The sequence below is a fragment of the Oculatella sp. FACHB-28 genome, assembly GCF_014696015.1.
Lineage (GTDB): Bacteria > Cyanobacteriota > Cyanobacteriia > Elainellales > Elainellaceae > JAAUTN01.
In genome coordinates, this window is record NZ_JACJPJ010000092.1 from 57329 (window position 1) to 79364 (window position 22036).

Below are 22036 nucleotides of genomic sequence, written 5' to 3' on the forward strand. Positions count from 1 at the left end.
AAGCGATCGTTCCCGATGCCATTCTGCCTCAAGTTTGGGGGCTAAATTATTAAGAACAGGCAGGCAGAAAGCATAAATATGCTTAGACGCTACACCCACTCTTGCTGAATAGTAATGTTGCGCGCTTGCATGGCTTGCTCAAATAAATCTGTAGGAAGGGCCTGCTCAACAGCCCAAACCCCTGGTTTTTTTAACTGACCAGACAGCAAGAATTGAGCAATGCAACCCGTACCAAGACCCGTAGCGATCGCTGCACTAGAATGTACCAGGGCTGAGCGGTAGCGTTTGGGCTGTCCTGCTTTTTGCCCAACCACTTCAGCCTGCACACCCACTCCTCTGCCGCTAAACAAATCGGTGACAGAAGTCATGCGATAACTCACGTGAGATAGAAACTCGACGCCATTGGGGTTTTGCAGCCACGATTTAGGAAATACATTGGCAGCAATCCAGGTCAGGTGATTGTAGAAATCGGGCACTGAACCAAACTTGGTCACAACGGTTTTTACCGGAAAAGAATTCACTAGAGTGAACGTCTCCGGCATCTCATACCAGTAGGTGTGAACCGTACCATAGGGAGCAGGGAGGTGAATCTTTTGGCGTTCGGTGTAAGGCTTGATTTTTCGCCATTGCCCATCTATCCAGGCTTCAAATGGCTTGAGCAATCCCAGAAATGTTGTTCGCATTACGGTTACGCCTGCTCCACCGGAGCCGCTCACCACGTAGTAAAGGCGAATCTCTTCTGCCTGGTCAAGTTGCTCTACGCCCTGTCGCACCATGCTGTTAGAAATACCCGGAAATACACCAGAGTTAACAACAGCAGTTACTCCAGCTGCCTCCGCCTCTACCTGATAAGACAGAGCTTTCTCGGTAAAGCCGCGTGTATCGCTGACATCAACGTAGTCCACACCCTGCTCGATACAAAACTTCAGGACGCTGGTGTCACGGTAGTGAAAGGGCCCAGCACAGTGAACGACCACATCAGACTGGGCGATCGCCTGCCTCAACTTTTCTTGGTCCGCGAGGTCTAGCTGCAAAAATCGTACCCGTGAACCAAGCTGCTGGCTGCCCGATTCGTCTTTGAGGGTATCACTTCTACCCGTGACGATAACCTCTGCCTGAGTGTGATCGATCAGGTCGGCCGCAACACTGCTGCCGATTCGCCCCTGTCCACCTATAACTAAAACCTGTGTCATCAGTCAGTATTATTCAACACCAACCTCAGTTCACCACTTTTAGAACGGGTTTACATCGGCATAAAGCAAGAATCTGTGAGCGGTATTTTGTCCCTATGGGCATAAGCGCTGTGAGTGCTTATGCTTCAGTGCTTCTGACTCATAGCAAACACGCATCTTCTAATATATTTCCTGCATGAATCATTTTTTGAAGCGTGAATAGTGGTGCGGCGAAGCCGCACCACTATTCACGCAAGAGATCTAATTTATCTTCAGGTCGATGCTTGTGATAGAGAGGCGATCGCCTCCAAAAGATGCTGGTGTACTATAACATTAGCCGCAATGACCAAACCGGGACGAGAATAATCTTCGCAGTCGTGCAGTGGTGGAAGGGGTGCTCCAGTGTGAGTCGTGACAATGCAGCCCGCTTCTTGTGCTAAAAATGCCAATGCAGCACTATCAATAAATTTGCCTGCACGAGTGACTGCTCCTGCTAAATCTCCACTTAACATGCCATTCACGTTAGGGATCTGGACTTCATCGGAGTAAGAAGTAGCAACGTCAATCACAGTGTAATGGTCTTTTAGCTTTGGCGCGAGTGCCTCCATGCCCCATCCCAGCAGAATTGTTGGACTGGTTTTAGCAATTTTCAAAGGCTGACCGCTTGCCAAACCCGCATCTAAAGTGCCTTGCCAGCAGCCTTGCCCCCGAAAGGCAAAACAGTAGGTGTTTTGTGCGGGAGTGATGGCGATCACCGCCTCAAACTCATCCCAATTCAGCACACCCACAATAATTTGATAATTTGAATGCCCGTCCAGGTAAAACTGGGTGCCGTCAATCGGATCAAGCGTCACCAGATAATCATCTTTTTCGCCTAAAGTAATAGCTCGAAAATACTTTGTATTGTAAGACTGCTCATACTCTTCCCCATAAAAGCGAATGTCAGGAAAAGCACCCACCAGTGCCACTTCTACCAGCGTTTGAATCGACAGGTCAGCATCACTCAGCGCTGCTCCAAAGAAACTATCTGACTCTTTAGAAGGACGCGCCGCAATCTTGGGCTGAACTTCAACCGCGTAAGCAGCAGCGATCTTGAGATAGGGAAACAGCGTTTCCAGAATTAAACGGGGAGTTGGCGACATCTGATTTGGCTCTCACTATCAGCAGCATGGCAACAATCTTACCCCTTAAGCTCAACGAAGCTTTATGCTTAGCGAAACAAATTAGTTTGTTCAGATTTCAATAGGGAAATTTGCTTGAAAGCTGTCAACTTACAACTCCCTAAGTTTGTTCAAATCCTACTTTCCACAGGGTTAAACTGGGAAAAGGAGCGAGGATACATTTAACGTTTGTTAAACGCTATAACAGTATGTTGTTAACCTAATTCAAAGAGTATAATTCTATCAGCTAGTTGGGTTTGTATTCTTGCTTCCTTAGGTGGACGCAATCGGTTTAGAGAAATTTAATACTGGCAAATGTAGCAATCTTCAATCACCTGTAAAAAGAGCGGTTATGAGAAGAACATTCCTCAGAGGTATGCCTCTCATAACCCATTAGGATTGCCATATAGTTCACCACCAAAGTAAAGTTTGTAGCTCATTTAAGAATTCAAAATTATGTCAACCCAGAAGCCTTCAAACAATCCAAATCCTCCCTTTCCTACCCCTGATCCGGTTCATCTTCAGTCTCAAGCGAGTAGGGATGAAGTTCATGAAACGCTTGCCAAAGAGCAGGGCAAAGAAACTAATGTAATTGATGATGTGGAGAATAGCGACGGGGATAGCGACCTCATGGAAGCTAAGTTTCAACCGACAGCTTATGGATTGAGCAGCCCACCTCCTGCGGATTAAGCACTGCCATCAGGTGTTCTAATTTGTCGTAAAGCACTTTAGGGCGAAATCGGGCAGACTCTTGTCAATCTTTTTATGCAAAACAACGGGATGCGCTCTACACATCCCGTTGTTTTGTTTGTATGTAGTTCAATGAAATAGCGAGCAACGTCTGCTAATTTTCAGAGTTGGCACTAGAGTCCAGTAGCTTCGTCATGCTCTGCCGTAGTGGGATCAACTCCCATGGGGGAAACGATATCCCGGAAGAGGGTAATTTGCTGTTGAAACTCTAGCCCTTTGATTTGATTGAGCAAACCTTCTGCTTCAGAGGCAAGCTGATAGTTGGGTGGCATAGGGATGATTGTGGCACTGTCCATACCCTGAGCCAGCAGATACCAAAACAGCAGTTTGGTGGTATCGCCTAGTGCGCCGTACTCCCGGCTAATCAGATTATTATTTCCAGAAATCAAGTCTCGCTGAATCTGCAACTGCTGTTCATGAGACATATCTTTAACCTGATTAAATAGCCCCTCTGCAACTTCTGTAGAAACGGTGCTAGCTCCGGGTGCCGCAGGCGTAACTGATTTGCCCATTTCTTTGTAGACAAACCAAAATAGGGCTAGCTGCTGGTCTACGTCCAGACTACGAAAGTTTTGGACCAGTTCGCTGGAGGGGTTTGAAGTCGTATATGTCATGAGAGTCTCATAAATCGTCTCTCTGACGCTATCAAGACCGCTGCGATCGCTTAAACCTGCTAAAGGCAGAGGCTCATAACCCCTCTCAAGACATAGCTTAACTGCCGATTTTGAAAGCTTCCACAAACATTCCGTAGATCAAACCAATCTTGACGCCGTTCAACATTTCTGTGAACAAGGGGCGCTTAAAAGGGCCTTCGGCTGACCTGCGAAGGCGATCGCCCCTGGTTACAACCCAATTAGTTAATTCTGTGGAGGCAACCAGTAGCAAAGCAACGATGGAATCTAGCTCTGCGTTTTGTCCGGCGGTTGTTGCGACCACTGTTGCCAGCAGGTTGCCAAACAAGAGACTAATGATTAGCAGCGAAAACCGTCGCCAAGGGTTTTGTAACCACCGATCAAGCCGTCCGAGCAAGGTATCAACCAAACTGTTGAGACGAGTGTTTTGCATGACCGCGGGGTTCTCCAGAAACTAGGCAACAGCAATCGGGTTAACGCATCAAACTATCAGAATTAAACCATCAGAACAGGGATAGGATGAAGTCGCCGCTGCATAATTCTAAAATTGCGGATCGCATCAGTATCGGGAGGAAGTAATGTAAGTCCTGGACTAGACTAAAGGAAGCAAGAATTGCAGGTCCACTTGAGTATAGGATGCCAACCCAAAGAGCATCTCCAGCTCATGCCATAGGATGTGATACATACCATAGGCTGTCAGCGGTAGGCTATTAGCGGTTTATTGAAAAGCCGTCGTTTTTTCCATTAATTCAATTTCGCGAGTTTGCAGGGGGCAGGGTGAAGTGACCAAAGATATGAAGCTAAAACTTTACCCCGCAGTTATCGGAGTTTTAGGCGTAGGCATCATTGTCTTATTGATTGGGCGATTCGATATCAGCATTTTAATGGAACCCATCCCACCCGAAGAAATTGGGCTGGATTCTGCGCCTCCTATTGCTGAAGAAATTCCTAGAGAAACGGTGCCTTCTCCTAGCGTCACTTCGCCCCCAGTCGTGGTTAGTCCAGCGGCTCCAGCGGCTCCAGCGGCTCCACCTGCGCCTCCAGATGCAAATCCGGCGATCGCCCAATCTGGCAATCTCCGAGTCAGCAATCAAACTGAGCATCCTGTACGAGTTGCGCTTTTGTCGCAAGTTCCAGGTAATGCTACCTCTGCCTCAGATGCCTCAGTCACTGAAAACAGCGCAGACGCTTATAAGGAACCTGTTCATTGGGACTTTGCACCGGGAGAGGGCAGCGCTACTGGTCTGCTGCTTTCTCTACCAGAGGGTGAGCTTCAACTGCAAAACGGAGATGTTTTGGTCGTTTTTGCTCAGGATGGTTCGCGGCAATATTGGGGTCCATACGTGGTCGGCAAAACGACAGGACCGACCTGGAGCAGCGGAACCGGAGAATGGCAGTTGATCGTCCAATAGAAAAGTCAGTTTTCCAGTTAAAGTAAGGTCTGGCAGACTATCTGTCAGACCTTAAACCCTCTTAAGTATCTGATAGCTCTACATGAAATTTGGGATCGATCGCCCCAGCAAACTTTTCCAACACTGGGAACAGCCCGTTCCAGCCTGGACACTTTCAATCATTTGGATTTTCCTAATCAGCTTTGTGGCTTTTATCTGGCATCTAGGCAGCATCGGCTTAGTTGACGAAACCGAGCCACTATTTGCCGAAGCCGCCCGCCAAATGACTGAAACGGGGGATTGGATTACGCCTTACTTTAACGGGGCAACTCGATTTGATAAGCCACCCCTGATCTATTGGCTGATGGCGATCGCCTACCAAACCATTGGGGTTAACGAGTGGGCTGTGCGGCTGCCCTCAGCACTGGCGGCGATCGCCCTCACCACAATGGGATTCTACACCCTTAAACAGTTTGGCTTTCCTTCCCCTGCTGCGGCTGAAACGGCAGCAGTCCCAAACTTACCTCACAAAACCAGTCGTCAACGCTGGCTAGCTGCCTGGATCGGTGCAGCCATGATGGCGCTTAATACGCACACGATTGTCTGGGCTAGAACAGGTGTTTCAGACATGCTGCTAAGCGGCTGTATGGGAATCGCATTACTTGCTTTCTTTTGTGGCTATGCTCAGCCTGCGCGACCCCAGGTGCAGGCCCGCTGGTATCTAGCTTTTTATGTGCTGTCTGCATTGGCTGTGTTAACCAAAGGTCCCGTGGGGATCGTGCTGCCCGTGCTGATTATCGGCGCATTTTTGCTGTATGTCGGCAACGGCTGGACAGTGCTGCGTGAGATGCGACTGCTGCGCGGTGGGCTGATCTTTTTGGCGATCGCCGTCCCCTGGTATATCCTGGTCATTCAGGCAAACGGGCAGGAATATATCGACAGCTTCTTTGGCTACCACAACTTTGAGCGGTTTACCGAGGTCGTCAACCGTCACGATGCGCCCTGGTATTTTTACTTCTTTGCTGTTTTAGTTGGGTTTGCGCCCTGGTCGCTATATCTGCCCGTGGCGATCGCCCGTCTTCGCATCTGGCAGCGCACCCACTGGCAACAGCAACCCCGCGCTACACACCTGGGTCTGTTCGTCTCAAGCTGGCTGTTGATAATCTTCAGTTTTTTCACCATTGCGGTCACAAAGCTTCCCAGCTACGTCCTGCCGCTGATGCCTGCCGCAGCCATTCTGGTGGCGCTGCTGTGGAGCGAACAAATCACTCGTCCGCAAATCAGTCGTAGCGTTTTGATTACGGGCATTGTCAATACTATTTTTCTAGCAGCGCTGGCCGGGGCAGTGCTTTACAGCCCAAACTGGCTGGGCGATGATCCCACGATGCGAAACCTGCCGGAAGTAATCCGCCAATCCGGACTTTTGCCCTGGGGAGCAGCGAGTTGGGCGATCGCGGCGATCGTCATGTTGGTTTTGCTGCTGCGCCGCCGGGGACGCTGGCTTTGGCTAGTCAATTTCATGGGGTTCTTTGCTTTCATCGTGTTTGCTGTCATGCCCGCTTTCTCAGTTGTGGATGGTCTGAGACAACTCCCTTTGCGACAGCTTTCAGCGACCATGCTGCAAGCTCAACAACCGCAAGAAATACTGACGATGCTTGGGTTTCAGAAACCTAGCTTGGTATTTTACACAGAACGCCCTATTCTGTTCATCTCTGATCCCGATGACTTGGAAGATCAGCTCGAGCAGCTCTTTGAGCAAAATACCCCTTCGGTGCTGATGGTAGCCTTTCCCCACAAACTGAGAGAAGCAGACCTGGAGCCTGAACAATATCAGTTAGTTGAACAAGCAGGAGCCTACCAGCTAATTCGGATTCAGCTACCGCTCAAGGAGAATTAGCAATTGTCGCTGAATTGAATGGTTGGCATTTGCCATCCGTCATGAGTGAATAGGCTAGAGCAACTGTCGGAATATCAGTCCAAATTTGCCTCGAAATTTTTCCAAGAACGAGCGTTTTTGCCAATCTTCTAGAGAAATTAGAGCACTTTTGGCGAAAGAGTCTAGCAGAAAATTCTCGGTCTGTTGAGCCAGGTGGCGATCGCTCACTGACACATTCATCTCATCATTTAAGAAGAAGCTGCGCTCATCCATATTAGTGCTGCCATGACTGACCCAGGTATCATCGACCAGCACAACTTTGGCATGGAGCATGTTAGGTACATACTCATAAATTTTTACGCCAGCTTTGAGCAAATCCCCGTACAGTTCCCGCGCCGTGTAGTAAACATAAGGCTTATCGTTGCGAACCCCCATTGTGAGAATTCGTACATCTACGCCCGCTTTGCTAGCCTTTACCAGCACGTTTTGGGTATGTTTATCGGGTACAAGATAGGGGCTGCTAATCCAGAGTCGCTGTCGTGCTGCCTGAATGCTTGTCTGAAACAGGATGTGCAGCGCAGAGTTTTCAGGAGAGAAAGTGCCCATTGTCACGAAGGCAGTGTGTCCTTTGGGTGGGCAAGGTTGAAACACTTCTGAACTCAAGTCACCAATGCCGCCAACGGTTGTCCAGTTTTCCATAAACACCCCTTCCAGGGTGCTCAAGATTGATCCCTCGTAGCGCACTTCAAAATCTCGCCAGGGTGCAGTGCCACCTGTATCGCTTTTACCGTCCCACTCGTCTGAAACACCTGCGCCACCAATCAGAGCAACTTTGCCGTCGATCAGCAATAGTTTGCGGTGGGTGCGGGTGTTGTAGTCAAGGGGCGCTTTCCAGCTAAACGGGCTGAAGAAGTGTACTTCTACACCTGCGGCTTTGAGCGACTTCCAGTATTTTTTGGGCATAGAGCTTGCCCCATGACAGTCAACTACAAGCTGCACTGCAACTCCAGCCTGGGCACGTTCACTCAGGGCGATCGCAAAATCATCTGCCCGTCGCCCTGGTGTCATGTAAAAAGTTTCAAAATGAATTGTCTTTTGAGCGCTTTGAATTGCCTGGAGCCGTGCTGCATAGATCTCATCAGCTTCAACAAAAAATCCGATGGGACAGGCATGGGTGGGCAGACTAGAGGCAAATCCGGCGATCGCCAGGAAAAAACTAGGCTCATCCACCCTCGGAACATTCCGCAGCGGGTAACTGATCTTGCGACGAAAGCTGCCTCGGAAGTAAAGGATTAGTAGCGTAGCAGCAAGCAGAACCAGGAGAACAGTAATGATCCAGCCTAAAATTCCTTCTGGTTCCATAATTTTTTCCAGGTTCTGGCTCTAAGCCCTCGAATGACATTCAGGAGTTTAGAGGGATGAATCGATTTCTCGCTACTATCAAAAGCCAGATATTCCTATAGGAGCAGTCCATTGCACCCACAAGTCAGCCTGCATGGGTATGAATGTCAATGTTGTTTGTTTCCGCTTCCAACCGATATACCAAATCTAATTAGTCGATCGCCTTTGATCACCGCGATAGCGAATATATTCTGCCACAAATGCCAGTACGCCAGATGCCAGAATTAGCACGACGCTAAGCGCGTTGATGTCAGGTTTAACACCTGTGCGAACGCGGCTGAAGATTTCCATGGGTAACGTGTTCGCACCGCCGCCTGCTGTGAAGCTAGAGATCAACAAGTCATCCATGCTCAACACAAAAGCTAGCAGACAGCCAGATACGATCGCAGGCATCAATTCAGGCAGTAAAACTTTGAGGAATGCCTGAGTGGGAGTTGCGCCTAAATCCAGAGCCGCTTCTTCTAAATGCGGGTTTAAGCCAGACAGGCGAGTGGAAACCACTACTGCTACGTAAGCCAGACAAAAAACAATGTGGGATGCCACAATCGTCCACAGGCTGAGGGGGATCGCAAATGAGGCGAGAAAAACCAGGGTTGCAACGGCGATCGCAATATCAGGAATAATCAGCGGCAAATAGGAAGCCCCCCGATAAAGCCCTTTCCCCCAAAACTGGTATCGCGCTAAGCCTACTGCCATCAACGTTCCCAACACAGCCGACACGCCGACGGCACAAATGGCGATCGCTAGACTGTCTTGCAGTGCGGCAAAAATTCGCGAGTCGTTGAATAGGATCTCGTACCACTTCAAACTAAACCCTTCCCAGGTGGCGCTAAAGCGTGAAGCGTTAAAGCTATAGAACGCCAAAATCAGAATCGGCAGGTACATGAACACAAACACCGCCAGCGAAATGACTGCCTGCCAGGATGCCCGGATTGGAAAGGTGGGTTTGGAAGTGGGTTTAGGGGAGTTCACGCCGCAGAGGAGGGGATTAAAGGTTAGGGATTGGGGATGAGTTATGAGAAGCTTTCGGGGTCGCGATCGCCATACTTGATTAACAGAGCGATCGCAATGCTCACTGCCAAGATCAGCACCATACTGAGACCAGAACCTAAGCCCCAGTTGCGAGTTGCACCAAGAAACTGGTTATAAATTAACCGCGAAACGGTCATGCTAGACGCGCCGCCCAACAGTTCTGGCACTACAAAATCTCCCAGACCAGCAATAAACACCAGCAAACAGCCTGCTGCAATGCCAGGTAGCGTCTGTGGTACCGTCACTTTCCAAAAGGTTTGTGGGGCGCTAGCACCCAGGTCTGCTGCTGCTTCTAGCAAGCGTTTGTCGAGCTTTTCTAAAGAAGCATAGAGAACCAGCACCATGTAGGGCAAAAAGCTGTAGCTCATGCCAATAAACACGGCTGAACTGCGGTTGAGTAGATCCAGCGTGGGTAGCCCAAAGGTGCTGAGAAATGAGTTCAGTACACCTGTGGGTCGCAAAATCGTGATCCAGGCATAGGCTCTGAGCAGAGAGGAAGTCCACAAGGGCAACACAAAACCAACCAGCAGCAGGTTTTGCCAGCGTTTGGGAGCCATCAGCGCAATCCAGTAAGCAACCGGAAACCCCAACAGCAGCGTCAAGACCGTACTGCCGAGGGCAAAAAAGACCGATCGCCAGATTACCTGAAGATAAATGGGCTGCAAAATGTTCAGGTAATTTCCTAAGCCAAAGCCATCCATTGGCTGTCCGGGACGAATCCCAGGAATCAAGCTGAGTTGAAAAATTAGCAGCGTTGGGATGACCAGCAGCAGCAACAGCCAAACTCCTGGTGGCCCCAGCAACACCAGTGGTCCAACCAGGTGACTGAGTTTTTGCTGCCACCTCGGACTCACCTTGGCTTTAGGAACTACAGAAGGCGTTGGGGTTGAAGTTGACATAGACGCATAACGAGGAGAAAAAAATACAGGGGCGCAAAGTTTGCGCCCCTACCCAAGTCAATTAGCTACTGGTTAGCTGTGTCCAGTACTGGTCATACAGCTCTGTTGCTTCTTCCGAGACGGGTGCAATTCCCTCGCATCGATCGAGCAAATCTTGAGGTGGGAACAACTTCGTATCAGCTTTAGTTTCCGCAGACAGTTGCTCGTAGGCAGTTTTATTGGGCGTTGCAAATTTAAGTCGCTCTACTAAACTGGCAGCGTTTTCTGGCACCAGTAGGAAGTTTAGCCATTCATAGGCTGCATCCAGGTTGGGTGCCGACTTAGGAATAACCATCGTGTCCGTCCAGAGAGAGGAACCCGTTTCTGGAATAACGTACTCCAGGTCGGGATTCTCCTCGATTAAGGCAATTGCATCAACGGAGTAAGCCATTGACACAAGTAGGTCACCGCTGGCAACCTGGTCTTCCCAACCGTTGGTGATGAAGCTGGCGATCGCTGGTTTTAGCTCTACTAATCGGTCATAGGCTTCCTCAAGCTCAGCCGGATCTTCGGAGTTGTAGGAATAGCCGAGCGAATGCAACACTCCGCCCATGACTTCCCGCACGTCGTTCAACAAGGTGATTTTCCGCTCTAACGACCCCCCGTTTTCCCAGAAGTAATCCCAGCCTGTCAGGGTCGCACCTAGGTTAGCGGGATTGTAGATAAAACCTGTCGTGCCCCAAGTTGCGGCAATACTGTGGGCACTGCCCGGGTCATAAACGGGGTCTTGCCACTGCGGTCGCAGGTTGTCTAGTCCGACCAGACGAGATTTATCGAGGGGAGTCAGCATATCCAACCCGATCATCTCACTCACCATATAGTCAGATGGGAAGATGATGCTGTAGGCGCTACCGCCACCGGCCTGCATCTTCGCCAGCATGGTTTCATTGGAGTCGTAGGTATCTACAACGACTTCAACGCCCGTTTTTGCCTTAAAGCTGTCTAGCAACTCCTGATCCGTATAGTTTGCCCAACTGTAGACATGCAGAGTGCCGCCATCAGAAGCAGCACTGCTAGCTGCTGGCTCTTCAGAGCTAACGTCTGCCAGGTTACGGGCACAGTTTGACAAAACGGCACCCGAGAGGGCGGCGGCTGACAGTTGTAGAAAACCGCGTCTGGTGCTGGCGATCCGGGGCGATCGCCCTGGGTAAAATCGGGGCTTTCGGGTGTTCATTAGAAGTAAAACGCTCTCCTTGACCTAATACAACAGGGGAATATCAAACACGATGACAATTTTGTACGCCAATGCGAGACGAGATTTCAACTATCCTACGCTGTTAGCGCTAGACAATCAGTTTCTGCCCAATAAATATAGAGAGGGGAATCTGGTTCAGCAGCAAGTTTAGCTCGATTGGGCTGTAGAACGGTGAGGCGATCGCCCGACAGCAACTCCACCAAGTAATGGACATGAGTACCCAAGTACATCATATGCATCAGCCGCCCTTCAAAACAGTTGATTGGACTGCTGGGCTTTTCTAGACTCAGTTGAATTTTCTCGGGACGCACACTCACAACCACCTGATTGGGCATAGAGCTATTTGTAGAGCCATTTAAGGATTCAGTTGGCTTAACCAAAATTCGCAACCCTCGCTCTGTTCTCACCTGCCACATGCCATAGTCTGTCGTTTCTATTTGCCCCTTAAACAAATTTGTATCCCCAATAAAATCAGCCACAAAGGGCGTTTGAGGATAATCGTAAATCTGATTTGGGGTGCCAATTTGCTCTAGCTTGCCATCGTGCATCACTGCAATTCGGTCAGAGAGGCTTAAAGCTTCTTCCTGGTCGTGAGTCACCATTACAAACGTCACGCCCAAGTTTTTGTGCAGTGTCGAAAGCTCAACCTGCATCTCCTTCCGGAGTTTTAAGTCCAGCGCGCCCAAGGGCTCATCTAATAGCACAACCGTCGGCTGATTAACCAGTGCCCTGGCTAAAGCAACTCGCTGCTGTTGACCTCCCGATAGCTGTGCTGGATAACGCCGGGCAAACTGCTCCATCTTGACCAAACGCAGCGCTTCCTGCACTCGCTTTTGAATTTCTGCCTTACTCTGACGCTTAATCCGCAGACCAAATGCAATGTTCTCCCAAACCGAGAGATGGCCAAATAGGGCATAGCTCTGAAAGACAGTATTAACGGGGCGACGATAGGCTGGCACCCCAGACATGGACCTGCCTCGAATTAATACTTCCCCGGCTGAAGGTTCTTCAAATCCGGCAATTAACCTGAGCGTAGTCGTCTTGCCGCAGCCCGATGGACCTAAAATGCTAAAAAATTCACCTTGTCGAATATTGAGATCAATTCCTCGAACGACGGTTTCGCCGTTAAATACCTTGAATACTTTGCGGAGTTCGACATCGAACCGCGTATTGGTCTCGGCGACGGGTCGATTTTGCATAGCAGTCTGAGACATTGTTGCAACTCTCCGCAATAGTTCCCAGTTACGTGGTGAATCATTGATGTTAGCTAAGCCTATCTTTAGGCAGCCATTAAAAATTGATAGTTACCTGTGATACAGCTTGTTTTGGCTGGTCAGCCTAGCCGACCGCTGCATTAAGCTGCCTCCCGTAGAATTTAGCTCTAATTGCACCAATACTTTATTGCATCAACTAGGATACAAGATACTAAAAGAGAAAATTGGCATTGCTTACCTGAGAATGGGCTAAAGTTGAACACAACCTTGGGGATCAGCTACGGTACTGCTTTGTAGAGAGTAGCGGTAGACTAGGAAAGGTTTTTTTCAGATGGAAATCGTCGAGGCTTAATTTGTCGTGCCGATGACTCTAACCAAACACCCGTCTGCTACGACTCAGCAGCCCAATGCGCGCAGCGTTGGGAAACAGTATCAGTCTTTGGTGGTGATGCTGCTGGTCACTCTGACGCTGCTAGGGGGCATCGGAAGTCGTTTAACTTATTTGCAGTTGGTGCAGGGCGATCGCAACCGCCAGCTTGCTGACAACAACCGCATTCGTCTGATTCCAAGGCAGCCAGAGCGCGGCAAAATTCTAGACCGGGAAGGCAGAATTTTGGCGGGTAGTCGCCTGTCCTATGCGGTGTTTCTCTGGCCGATCGCTAATCAACAAGCTGAATGGAACAGAATTTCACAGCGCCTCTCAGAAGTTTTAAACATTCCGGCTGACCAGATTCAGTCTCGCTTAACTCAGGCAGGCTACACCTCTCCGTTTTTGGTGCGAATTGCGCGGGGCATCAGTCCGGCTCAGGTAACCGCACTTGCCGAGTTTAGTCATGAACTGAAGGGCGTTCAGGTGCAGGCTGAAGCCGTACGGAACTACCCCTATGGTGACCTGGCAGCGCACGTGATTGGCTATACCGGGGAAATGACCGACGACGAACTCACGGAGCATGAAGATGAAGGCTACCGCCTAGGCGATGTGATTGGTCAGATGGGCGTTGAGTCAGCCTTTGAGCAACGGCTACGAGGCGAATGGGGTGGGCAGCAGGTAGAAGTAGACGGCATGGGCCGCGTCCTACGAGTGCTGGGCGAAAAACCTGCAATGGCTGGGCGAGACGTGCAGTTGACGCTGGACTTAGACTTGCAGCAGGCGGCTGAAACTGCTCTGGGAGAAAGGAAAGGGGCGATCGTGGCGATCGATCCTCGCAATGGCGCTGTGCTGGCAATGGTCAGCCGTCCTGCCTTTGACCCCAACCTCTTCTCGACTTACATTACTGATGCCCAGTGGCAGCAGCTTCAGGGCATGGACTTTCCGTTTGTAAATCGGGCGTTGCAGGGCTATCCACCTGCCAGCACCTTCAAGATCGTTACCACGACAGCGGCGATCGAGTCAGGAGAGTTTTCACCCGACACCGTTTTGCCAACCTATCCGTTCATTCGAGCTGGCGGCATCGAGTTTTGGGACTGGAATCGGGCTGGCTTTGGCCCGCTCAGCTTTCCGGGGGCGATGGCTTGGAGTAGCGATACCTTCTTCTATCAAACCGCGATGAGAATGGGTGAAGTGCCGCTGATCGAGTGGACTCAGCGCTATGGCTTTGGGCGCAAAACTGGGATTGAAATTACTGACGAGGAAGCGGCTGGCTTGGTGCCCGACGAGGAATGGAAACTGTCAGAACTGGAAGAACCCTGGTATCAGGGCGACACGATTAATATGTCAATTGGGCAAGGCTATTTGCAGGCTTCACCTCTGCAAGTTGCAGTGATGTTTTCAGTCCCAGCGAATGGCGGGTATCTGGTTAGACCACATTTGCTCAAAGACAATGAGGCGGAAAGGCAGTGGCGGCAGTCGCTCAACTTGCAGCCTGAAACGCTACGAATTTTGCAGCGAGGGTTGCGGCAAGTCGTCACCAGTGGCACCGGAAAAGCTGTCAATGCGCCGGGACTGCCTCCGCTTGCTGGAAAGAGCGGCACTGCTGAAGATCCGCCCCGTGAGTCTCACACCTGGTTTGGCGCGTATGGACCCGAAACGAATCCTGAAATTGTCGTAGTCGCCTTTGGTGAAAATTCTGGTGGCGGTGGCGGTTCCCTGGCTGCGCCAATGGTGCGTCAGGTTTTAGAAGCCTACTTCAAGGGGACACAGCCAACCGGAGCAGCGAGCCAGGAATCCGTTGTCTCAGATTAGGCGTTGTGCAATTTCACTCCTTTGTGAGATGGGCATCTTGCCCGTCCGAAGCAAGCAGGCAAGATGCCTGTCACAGTAAATCAGGTTTTCACCATGACCAACTCTGTTACTGTTACTGTTCCGGCTACAACCGCAAATCTTGGTCCCGGCTTTGACTGCATCGGGGCAGCGTTGAGCCTGTATAACCAGTTTCGCTTTTCCCGATTAAGCCCCACTTCTCAAGGTGAGTTGGCGATCGCCGTCACTGGCTTAGACGCTGAACAAGTCAAAACCGACAACAGCAACCTGGCTTATCAAGCCTTTGCCAAGCTCTATCACCATTTGGAGCAACCCGTTCCACCCGTGCAAATCGAGATCGATCTGGGTGTGCCACTCGCTAGAGGACTGGGCAGTTCTGCGACTGCGATCGTAGGTGGGCTGCTGGGTGCAAACGAGTTAGCAGGAACTCCGCTTTCTCAGGAAAAGGTGATGGAATTGGCGATCGCCCTGGAAGGGCATCCCGACAACGTAGTTCCGGCGTTGCTGGGCGGCTGTCGGCTATCTGCCTCAAACGCAGATGGCAACTGGACGATTTGCGATATTCCCTGGCACAGCGACATTATTCCCGTCCTGGCAATTCCTGACTTTGAGCTTTCTACGAGTGAAGCCCGTCGAGTTTTGCCGACCAGCTACAGCCGAGCCGATGCGATTTTCAACGTGGCGCATCTGGGCTTGCTGCTGCGCGGACTGGAAACCGCAAAACCAGACTGGCTGCGTACTGCCCTGCAAGACCGAATTCACCAACCCTATCGCCAAACCCTGATTGCTGGTTTTGACCAAGTTCAAACGGCAGCGATCGCCGCAGGTGCCTATGGGTTAGTGATCAGCGGAGCAGGTCCAACGCTACTCGCTTTAACTAACTTGAGTCAGGCAGAAGCAGTAGAGGAGGCGATCGCCACCACCTGGAAATCAGTAGGAATTACCGTTCAGGTCAAGGAATTAAAACTTGACGAGCGAGGAGCCTGGGTTGAACGGTTTTGAGGTTCCAAAATTCAAAAAGCTGACCTCTGAAAATGGCAAAATCACGCAAGCTGGAAGAACTGATTGAGCAGGTCAATCAGTTTCGGAAAGACCCGACTGCGGAAGCATCTCTGGAGGGGCTGCGGCAGATTCTTCAGAGCAAATACTCAGTGGCGATCGCCTCTGCCGCCAAGCTCATTGGGGAAGCTGCCATTAGTGAGCTAACGCCTGATCTGGTCACTGCCTTTGACCGACTGATGGAGAAACCAATTGAGCGAGACATCGGCTGCACAGGCAAATTCAGGATTGCCGAAGCGCTTTATAAAATGGGGCGCAGTGAAGCAGACCTGTTCTTGCGGGGCATCCGGCATCGGCAGATGGAGCCAGTCTGGGGTGGACAAGAAGACACCGCACCCAGTCTGCGCGGAGTGTGTGCCCTCGGCTTGGTGCGAATGAACTATCCTGACGTGATGAGCGAACTGGCTGACCTATTGGCTGACCCCATTCCACTGGCGCGGGCGGCAGCAGCCAGGGCGATCGCCTACAGCGGCAGCAAACAGGGAGTTCCGCTGCTGCGTTTGCGGGTCAAGCTGGGCGACGAACCTCAGGTGCTTTCGGATTGTTTCACAGCGCTGATCAATCTTTCTCCTGATTCTCTGCCGCTAGTTGCCAGTTTTCTAGACGATGCCAATCCTCAAGCCTGTGAGATGGCTGCTCTGGCACTAGGCGAATCCCGCAGTAACGCAGCATTTGAGCAGCTTAAGCACTGGTGGTTACAGACAACACACAAAGAATTGCGGAAAACAGGACTGTTGGCGATCGCCATGCTGCGGCAAGACGAACCGCTAGAATTTCTGCTGTCACTGGTTGCAGAAGGTAAAAGTGCCGATGCAAAAGATGCTGTAGCTGCCTTGAGTCTTTACCAATCTGAAACGGTACTGTGGCAACGGGTACTTCAAGCTGCTGAAACACGAGGCGCAGCCGCAAAGATTATTTTAGGAGAATTTCGGTAGCGCCTCCGGAGTAAGAAGCATAAATCGTTGTGTGGCTGAGCTGCGCAACGATTCACACAGAGGGCTTACAGTCTATTTCGGTAAGTCCTAAATTTGTCCTGATACCAAATCCACCTGTAGAGTAGCGGTATCGCTAGGGGCGAAGCCTTCGGTTACAATCTTTGCAACTGAAGCACAATTCTTTTGCCGAATGCTTCGCCCGTACACCCAATAGTGCTTCTTTACGAAACGATTCCGTATGAGTTTAGACCAGCAGTTCACCTGTTTCTTGCAAAGCATGGAGACGGTGATAGATGCCGCCGTGCTGCAATAGCTCGTCATGATTGCCGACTTCAACAATTTCACCCTTGTCTAAGACTACAATCTTGTCCGCCTCGCGCACAGTGCTGAGACGGTGAGCAATGATAATCGTGGTGCGAGTACCGAGAATGCTTCGCATTGCCAGTTGAATCGATCGCTCCGATTCGTAGTCCAGGCTCGAAGTCGCTTCGTCAAAGACCAACACATCGGGATTCATCAGCAAGGCACGGGCAATTCCCAGTCGCTGCCGTTGTCCGCCAGAAAGTCGCACCCCACGTTCGCCCACAATGGTGTGATAGCGCTGGGGAAACAAGTGAATAAATTCGTCTACTCGCGCAACCCGACAGGCAAACTCTACTTCCTCAAAGGAAGCATTGGGGTTGCCGTAGGTGAGGTTATCGAGCAGCGTGCCGTTAAACACATCCACTTCCTGGTGAACGATCGCCAGTCGTTTGCGATAGCCCGCCACATCTAGCCTGCGAATGTCTTGCCCGTCGATCAAAATTTGACCCTGCTGTGGCTCAAAATAGCGGAACAGCATTTTCACCAAAGTAGACTTGCCGGAACCGGAACGTCCGACTAGCGCCACCGTTTGATAGGGCTCAATCAGCAGGTTGATGTCTTTCAGCACCGGACGATTTGGGTCATAGCCAAAGGTGACATGGGAAAAATCAACCTTTCCGGTGAACTGGTAGTGCTGCACAGCATTAGGGTCTTTCACCAGACTGGCAGCATCAGACCCCGTCGGCAGTTGCATAAACTCATGCAAGCTGACCATTGAGGCATAGCGACGAGCAAAAATCTCGGCGAGCTGACCAATGGGGTCTAGCTCAGAGTAAGCCATGCTAGAAATCGTCAGAACGGTGACAAAATGACCCAGGGAAATTTGCCCCCGTAGCGTCGCAATCAGAGTGAACGCCAGCACCAGGAATACACAGATTTGCACAATTGTGCGCTGCATCATGCCAAGCTTGATGTAGCCGCGATGAATCCGGTAATCAATCACCATAAACTCACGGTTAAACCGAGTGCTTTGGCGCTTTAGCTCGTGAGATTCGGTGGCAAAAGCTTTGACCGTTTTGATGTTGGTAATGATTTCCGAGGTACGGCTCTCAGTATTTTCCTCGTGTTTTTCGATCGCCCGTTCTTGAGCAATCAGTTGCTTTAGCTTGTACAGGCTGAGCGTGAGAATGAAGATAAACGAGATTAGAAAGGCGATCGCAATCCGCCATTCAATGAACCAGATTATGATGAAAATACCCAGCACCCGTGCCAGCTTGGGAATCAGCTGTCCTGCAATTTCAGGATAAGTCCAGGTATGGTTTGATAGCCCTCTGGCAACTCGTCCGGCAATTCGTCCTGGGTTGTTTTCGTCGTAAAACTCTAGCGGCAAGGTGAGAATTTTGCGTAACACCTGCTTGGCGTGATCTCGACGGGAACGCAGAGCAACGTCCCAGTGAAACCAAGACCCTATCCAGGGCTGAATTGGCGCACGCACAACGGTTGTTAGAAAGATTAAACCCAGTAAGACGGCGATCGCCAATCCTCGATTGGACGGTAGATTAGCCAAACCTGCTAGCACGTCAACGCTGCGTTGAAGCAACGCATCAACAGGCTGATTAGACAACACATTCAGAATTTGCCCAATCGCGTAGGGCACCACCAGATCAATAATTTCAAAAAGGCTACTGGCTGCGATGCTGAAGGCAGCGATCGCCGCATACGGTTTGTAGTAACGGAGGATGTCGGAAAACTTTGCCATGATATTTAACCTCACTGCCACCCCAAATCGGTAGAAGCAGTCGAGTAGCCCCCAAATTCGTCAAGATTACAGATTGTAGCATATACGTATTACAAATAATTTATTAATCCAAAATTTTTAGGCGGAGGTGCCGCTAGACTGCACCTCCGCCTAAAAATTTTGGAGTATTGGTTTGTGGGTTTAATTAAGCACGTAAGCAGACTGCAACGCCCACAAAATCAGCAAAGCAATCGAACCTAATAGCAGGGTAGAAAAAAGGGCGATCGCCACTGGGCTATCTGCTCCCTTGAATTTCATGATCCCCCGGTTGAAATCTGTCATAAATGCAGTGTCCTCCTCTTGGAAATTTTCAGGGTTAAAGACAGAATGGACTGGCTTGAAAAAGATTGGACTGAAGAACAGGGTTGAGAAAATTGCTAGAGCCGAATCTGCCTCGATTTTATCCAGACCTTAGAGCTTCTGAGGTCAAATTGAGGGCTAAAAGCTTAAATCTGTCTTGAAGTTTGGTAAAGCAAAACTTTGGGCTGAGCTAGAACTACGCACTATGAATGAGGAAGTTAGATGAAGGTTGCTTTGATCGTCGTGGCGGTGATCGTCGGACTGGTTTTACTCACCGAAGTGGGCTTGCGAATTTTGTTTGGCTTTGGCAATCCGCTGATTTATATCGCTGATGAGCAAATTGGCTATTTGCTGGCACCCAACCAAAAAGTGCGTCGATTTGGCAACCGAATCACCATTAATCAGTATTCGATGCGGAGTCCCGAAGTTACAACATCTCGACCCCAAACAACCCTGCGCCTGCTATTGTTAGGAGATTCTGTCGCGAATGGTGGCTGGTGGACAGACCAAAATGAGACGATTTCAGCCATGCTACAGCAGCAGCTACAGCCTTCTCTTAATCAGACTGAATTTGAGCAGCTAGAAGTCCTGAATGCTTCGGCAAACTCCTGGAGTCCGCGCAATGAGTTAGCCTATCTGCGGCGGTTTAGCAGCTTTGAAGCTCAGGTTGTGATACTGCTAATCAACACAGACGATTTGTTTGGTACGGCTCCGACTTCTCTCCCCGTGGGGCGCGATCGCAACTACCCTGACCACAAACCTCCCTTTGCCTTATCAGAACTGGTGAACCGCTATCTGATTAAACAGCAGCCCATCCCCGGAATGGATGAGGTGATGTCAGAAGGGGGCGATCGCGTTGGCTTTAACCTGGAAGCGATTCAGCAAATCAACGAACTGGTTAGCCAATCTAACGGACGGCTGATTTTAGCCATGACTCCTTTACTCCGAGAAATTGGCACTCCTGGCTCGCGCGATTACGAAATTAAAGCCCGTCAGCGGTTAAAAGACTTTACCGAAGAAACCCAAATTCTCTATCTGGACTTTCTGCCCATTTTCAACAATGTAGAGTCACCCAAAGCACTTTATCGCGATCACATTCACCTCAGCCCCCAAGGGAATCAAGTCGTGAGTGAAAACTTGCTCAAAGTTCTGCAAGATATTCAAGCAGGAAAATGAGTAAATGTTTTTTATTAACTCTTAGTGGTCGGCGTGCATGGGCATGTTGTTAGACTGCGATCGCTTAATTCAAGCATGAGCATGGTGCGTTCCCAGAAATCTATTGGTGGAGTAGCAAGAATTGCATTAAGGAACGCACCCTACAAGACCTTTGGCATTGCAATAGTCAACATAGAACCAAAATAGGAATGAGGGTTTGGGCAAGAGCCATCTTGATAGAGCGTATCATCAAGCAAATCTCCTCTACCATTTTTGGCGATCGCTTTTATCTGCGGACTTATATCAAGTTAGTTTGTCGCTAAGTAATCATCTAATTTCTCAATGCACTCTGGCAAATTTCTACGTCCTAATCCAATCCGAAAGTTTTGCCTCCCATAATCAAAATAGGTACTGGGTAAAAGTAGAACTCCTTGCTGATTAACTAAATCAACGCAAAACTCTTCCACATCCCCTGCCTGCTTCAAACTTGGAAAGGCGGTCGATCCTCCCTTGGGTGCTGTCCAATTAAAGAAATCGGCATGGCTCGCAAAGAAGCGATCGCATGTTTCAATATTCGCTGCAATGATTGCTCGATTGCGCTGAATGATTTTGTCTCGGTTACGAAGTGCTAATGTTGATAAAAACTCACTAGGAGCACTGCTACAGATTGAGGTAAAGTCCTTGAACTCTGCCATCGCTTGATAAATCTCTTGATTGTGAGTTGCAATCCACCCAATCCGCAAGCCAGCTAACCCGTAAGTTTTTGACATTACCCCCAAAGAAATTGCATTTTCATATAGGTCACAAGCAGCTGGCAAAGTATCCTCATCTCGATATTCCAAAAATCGGTAGACCTCATCAGAGAATAGAAGAATGTTGTGCTGTCTACAGATTGCAATCAATTCCTCTAGCTTGGCTCGGCTCATCACGTAGCCTGTTGGATTATGAGGACAATTAATTGCGATCGCCTTTGTATTGGGTTGAATTGCCTCTCTGAGCCAATCTAAATCTAGCTCCCAGTTGTCCGTTTCATGACTCATCCACCCACTCACTTCACAACCAATAGACTGAGCAATTGAGCTATGGGACTGATAGCAAGGAAAGTGGACAATGATGTGGTCTCCCGGTTCAAGAGCAACATTCATAAAAATGAATATTGCTTCTTCTGCCCCTGCATGAACCAAAATTTCTTCAATTCCAATTGTTTGATAAGTTTGTGCGATCGCCTGCCGTAGTTCTACGCTTCCTTGTGTTTCTGTATAGCCAAGCCAAGTCTGATGGAATTTCTGTGTTGCACCTGGCTCTAAGCTCAACAACTCTTCGATTGTCATTGCTTCACAATCAGAAGAGGAAAGCAGATAGGGTGCTTTGAACTCGTATTTAGCAAAGAATCGTTCGAGCTTGAATGCAGGTAATTTCATAACGATTCACGGGACTCAACGACTCAATAACCTAAATCAGTTTCACTCTGGATAGTAACAGAAAGTTTATAAACCGCTGTTTTTATCAAAAGTTGAGAGGGATA

At 49.7% G+C, this 22036-nt stretch carries 19 protein-coding genes; 7 read left to right on the forward strand and 12 right to left on the reverse strand.

Going from position 1 to position 22036, the window contains the following annotated elements; translation table 11 throughout:
- Positions 1-89: 89 nt before the first annotated feature.
- Both H6F88_RS24755 and H6F88_RS24760 read right to left on the reverse strand, forming a co-directional pair.
- A complete protein-coding gene (locus H6F88_RS24755) occupies positions 90-1196 on the reverse strand; it encodes a saccharopine dehydrogenase NADP-binding domain-containing protein (protein ID WP_190645526.1) in 1107 nt (368 codons plus the stop codon).
- 248 nt (positions 1197-1444) lie between these two features.
- On the reverse strand, positions 1445-2314 hold the full coding sequence (locus H6F88_RS24760) for an inositol monophosphatase family protein (protein WP_190645435.1): 870 nt from the start codon (positions 2312-2314) through the stop codon (positions 1445-1447).
- A gap of 474 nt (positions 2315-2788) precedes the next feature.
- Between H6F88_RS24760 and H6F88_RS24765 the strand changes: the two genes are divergently transcribed.
- Positions 2789-3022 (forward strand): hypothetical protein, encoded by a 234-nt coding sequence (locus tag H6F88_RS24765; RefSeq protein ID WP_190645437.1) that lies wholly within the window; start codon positions 2789-2791, stop codon positions 3020-3022.
- A 173-nt stretch (positions 3023-3195) separates the two neighbouring features.
- Here the strand turns inward: H6F88_RS24765 and H6F88_RS24770 are convergent, their stop codons facing one another.
- Both H6F88_RS24770 and H6F88_RS24775 read right to left on the reverse strand, forming a co-directional pair.
- Entirely contained in the window at positions 3196-3696 is a 501-nt protein-coding gene (locus H6F88_RS24770; protein ID WP_190645439.1) for an orange carotenoid protein N-terminal domain-containing protein, read from the reverse strand.
- Between the two features lie 97 nt (positions 3697-3793).
- The gene (locus H6F88_RS24775) at positions 3794-4147 is read right to left on the reverse strand and encodes a DUF565 domain-containing protein (protein WP_190645440.1); all 354 of its coding nucleotides are present in this window, start codon (positions 4145-4147) and stop codon (positions 3794-3796) included.
- 361 nt (positions 4148-4508) lie between these two features.
- Here H6F88_RS24775 and H6F88_RS24780 point away from each other — a divergent pair, with 361 nt between their 5' ends.
- Together H6F88_RS24780 and H6F88_RS24785 are read left to right on the forward strand one after the other, a co-directional pair.
- The gene (locus tag H6F88_RS24780) at positions 4509-5126 is read left to right on the forward strand and encodes a hypothetical protein (protein WP_190645442.1); all 618 of its coding nucleotides are present in this window, start codon (positions 4509-4511) and stop codon (positions 5124-5126) included.
- 82 nt (positions 5127-5208) lie between these two features.
- On the forward strand, positions 5209-7002 hold the full coding sequence (locus H6F88_RS24785) for a glycosyltransferase family 39 protein (RefSeq protein ID WP_190645443.1): 1794 nt from the start codon (positions 5209-5211) through the stop codon (positions 7000-7002).
- 54 nt (positions 7003-7056) lie between these two features.
- On the opposite strand, the gene H6F88_RS24790 is transcribed toward H6F88_RS24785, so the two are convergent.
- From H6F88_RS24790 to H6F88_RS24810, 5 genes are all read right to left on the reverse strand, one after another.
- Positions 7057-8343, reverse strand: coding sequence for a phospholipase D-like domain-containing protein (locus tag H6F88_RS24790; RefSeq protein WP_190645445.1), 1287 nt, complete (start codon positions 8341-8343; stop codon positions 7057-7059).
- Positions 8344-8529: 186 nt separating this feature from the next.
- A complete protein-coding gene (locus H6F88_RS24795; RefSeq protein ID WP_190645528.1) occupies positions 8530-9267 on the reverse strand; it encodes an ABC transporter permease in 738 nt (245 codons plus the stop codon).
- Between the two features lie 128 nt (positions 9268-9395).
- Positions 9396-10313 (reverse strand): ABC transporter permease, encoded by a 918-nt coding sequence (locus H6F88_RS24800; protein ID WP_190645447.1) that lies wholly within the window; start codon positions 10311-10313, stop codon positions 9396-9398.
- A gap of 61 nt (positions 10314-10374) precedes the next feature.
- Positions 10375-11526 (reverse strand): spermidine/putrescine ABC transporter substrate-binding protein, encoded by a 1152-nt coding sequence (locus H6F88_RS24805; protein ID WP_190645449.1) that lies wholly within the window; start codon positions 11524-11526, stop codon positions 10375-10377.
- A 95-nt stretch (positions 11527-11621) separates the two neighbouring features.
- Positions 11622-12761 (reverse strand): ABC transporter ATP-binding protein, encoded by a 1140-nt coding sequence (locus H6F88_RS24810; protein ID WP_190645451.1) that lies wholly within the window; start codon positions 12759-12761, stop codon positions 11622-11624.
- Positions 12762-13125: 364 nt separating this feature from the next.
- Here H6F88_RS24810 and mrdA point away from each other — a divergent pair, with 364 nt between their 5' ends.
- The 3 genes from mrdA (at position 13126) to H6F88_RS24825 (ending at position 16955) form a co-directional block, all read left to right on the forward strand.
- The gene (mrdA, locus tag H6F88_RS24815) at positions 13126-14943 is read left to right on the forward strand and encodes a penicillin-binding protein 2 (protein WP_190645453.1); all 1818 of its coding nucleotides are present in this window, start codon (positions 13126-13128) and stop codon (positions 14941-14943) included.
- Positions 14944-15036: 93 nt separating this feature from the next.
- The gene (thrB, locus tag H6F88_RS24820) at positions 15037-15963 is read left to right on the forward strand and encodes a homoserine kinase (RefSeq protein WP_190645454.1); all 927 of its coding nucleotides are present in this window, start codon (positions 15037-15039) and stop codon (positions 15961-15963) included.
- 32 nt (positions 15964-15995) lie between these two features.
- Positions 15996-16955 carry a HEAT repeat domain-containing protein gene (locus tag H6F88_RS24825; protein WP_190645457.1) on the forward strand — a complete coding sequence of 320 codons (960 nt, stop codon included), beginning with the start codon at positions 15996-15998 and terminating at the stop codon, positions 16953-16955.
- Positions 16956-17199: 244 nt separating this feature from the next.
- Here H6F88_RS24825 and H6F88_RS24830 read toward each other — a convergent pair whose 3' ends face one another.
- Both H6F88_RS24830 and H6F88_RS24835 read right to left on the reverse strand, forming a co-directional pair.
- Positions 17200-19017, reverse strand: a complete 1818-nt coding sequence (locus H6F88_RS24830) for an ABC transporter ATP-binding protein (protein ID WP_190645458.1) — start codon at positions 19015-19017, stop codon at positions 17200-17202.
- 180 nt (positions 19018-19197) lie between these two features.
- Positions 19198-19338, reverse strand: a complete 141-nt coding sequence (locus H6F88_RS24835) for a hypothetical protein (RefSeq protein ID WP_190645460.1) — start codon at positions 19336-19338, stop codon at positions 19198-19200.
- 240 nt (positions 19339-19578) lie between these two features.
- Here H6F88_RS24835 and H6F88_RS24840 point away from each other — a divergent pair, with 240 nt between their 5' ends.
- Positions 19579-20532: an SGNH/GDSL hydrolase family protein gene (locus H6F88_RS24840; protein ID WP_190645462.1), complete on the forward strand. Its 954-nt coding sequence runs from the start codon at positions 19579-19581 to the stop codon at positions 20530-20532.
- 287 nt (positions 20533-20819) lie between these two features.
- On the opposite strand, the gene H6F88_RS24845 is transcribed toward H6F88_RS24840, so the two are convergent.
- Entirely contained in the window at positions 20820-21932 is a 1113-nt protein-coding gene (locus tag H6F88_RS24845; protein ID WP_190645464.1) for an aminotransferase class I/II-fold pyridoxal phosphate-dependent enzyme, read from the reverse strand.
- Positions 21933-22036: the final 104 nt, after the last annotated feature.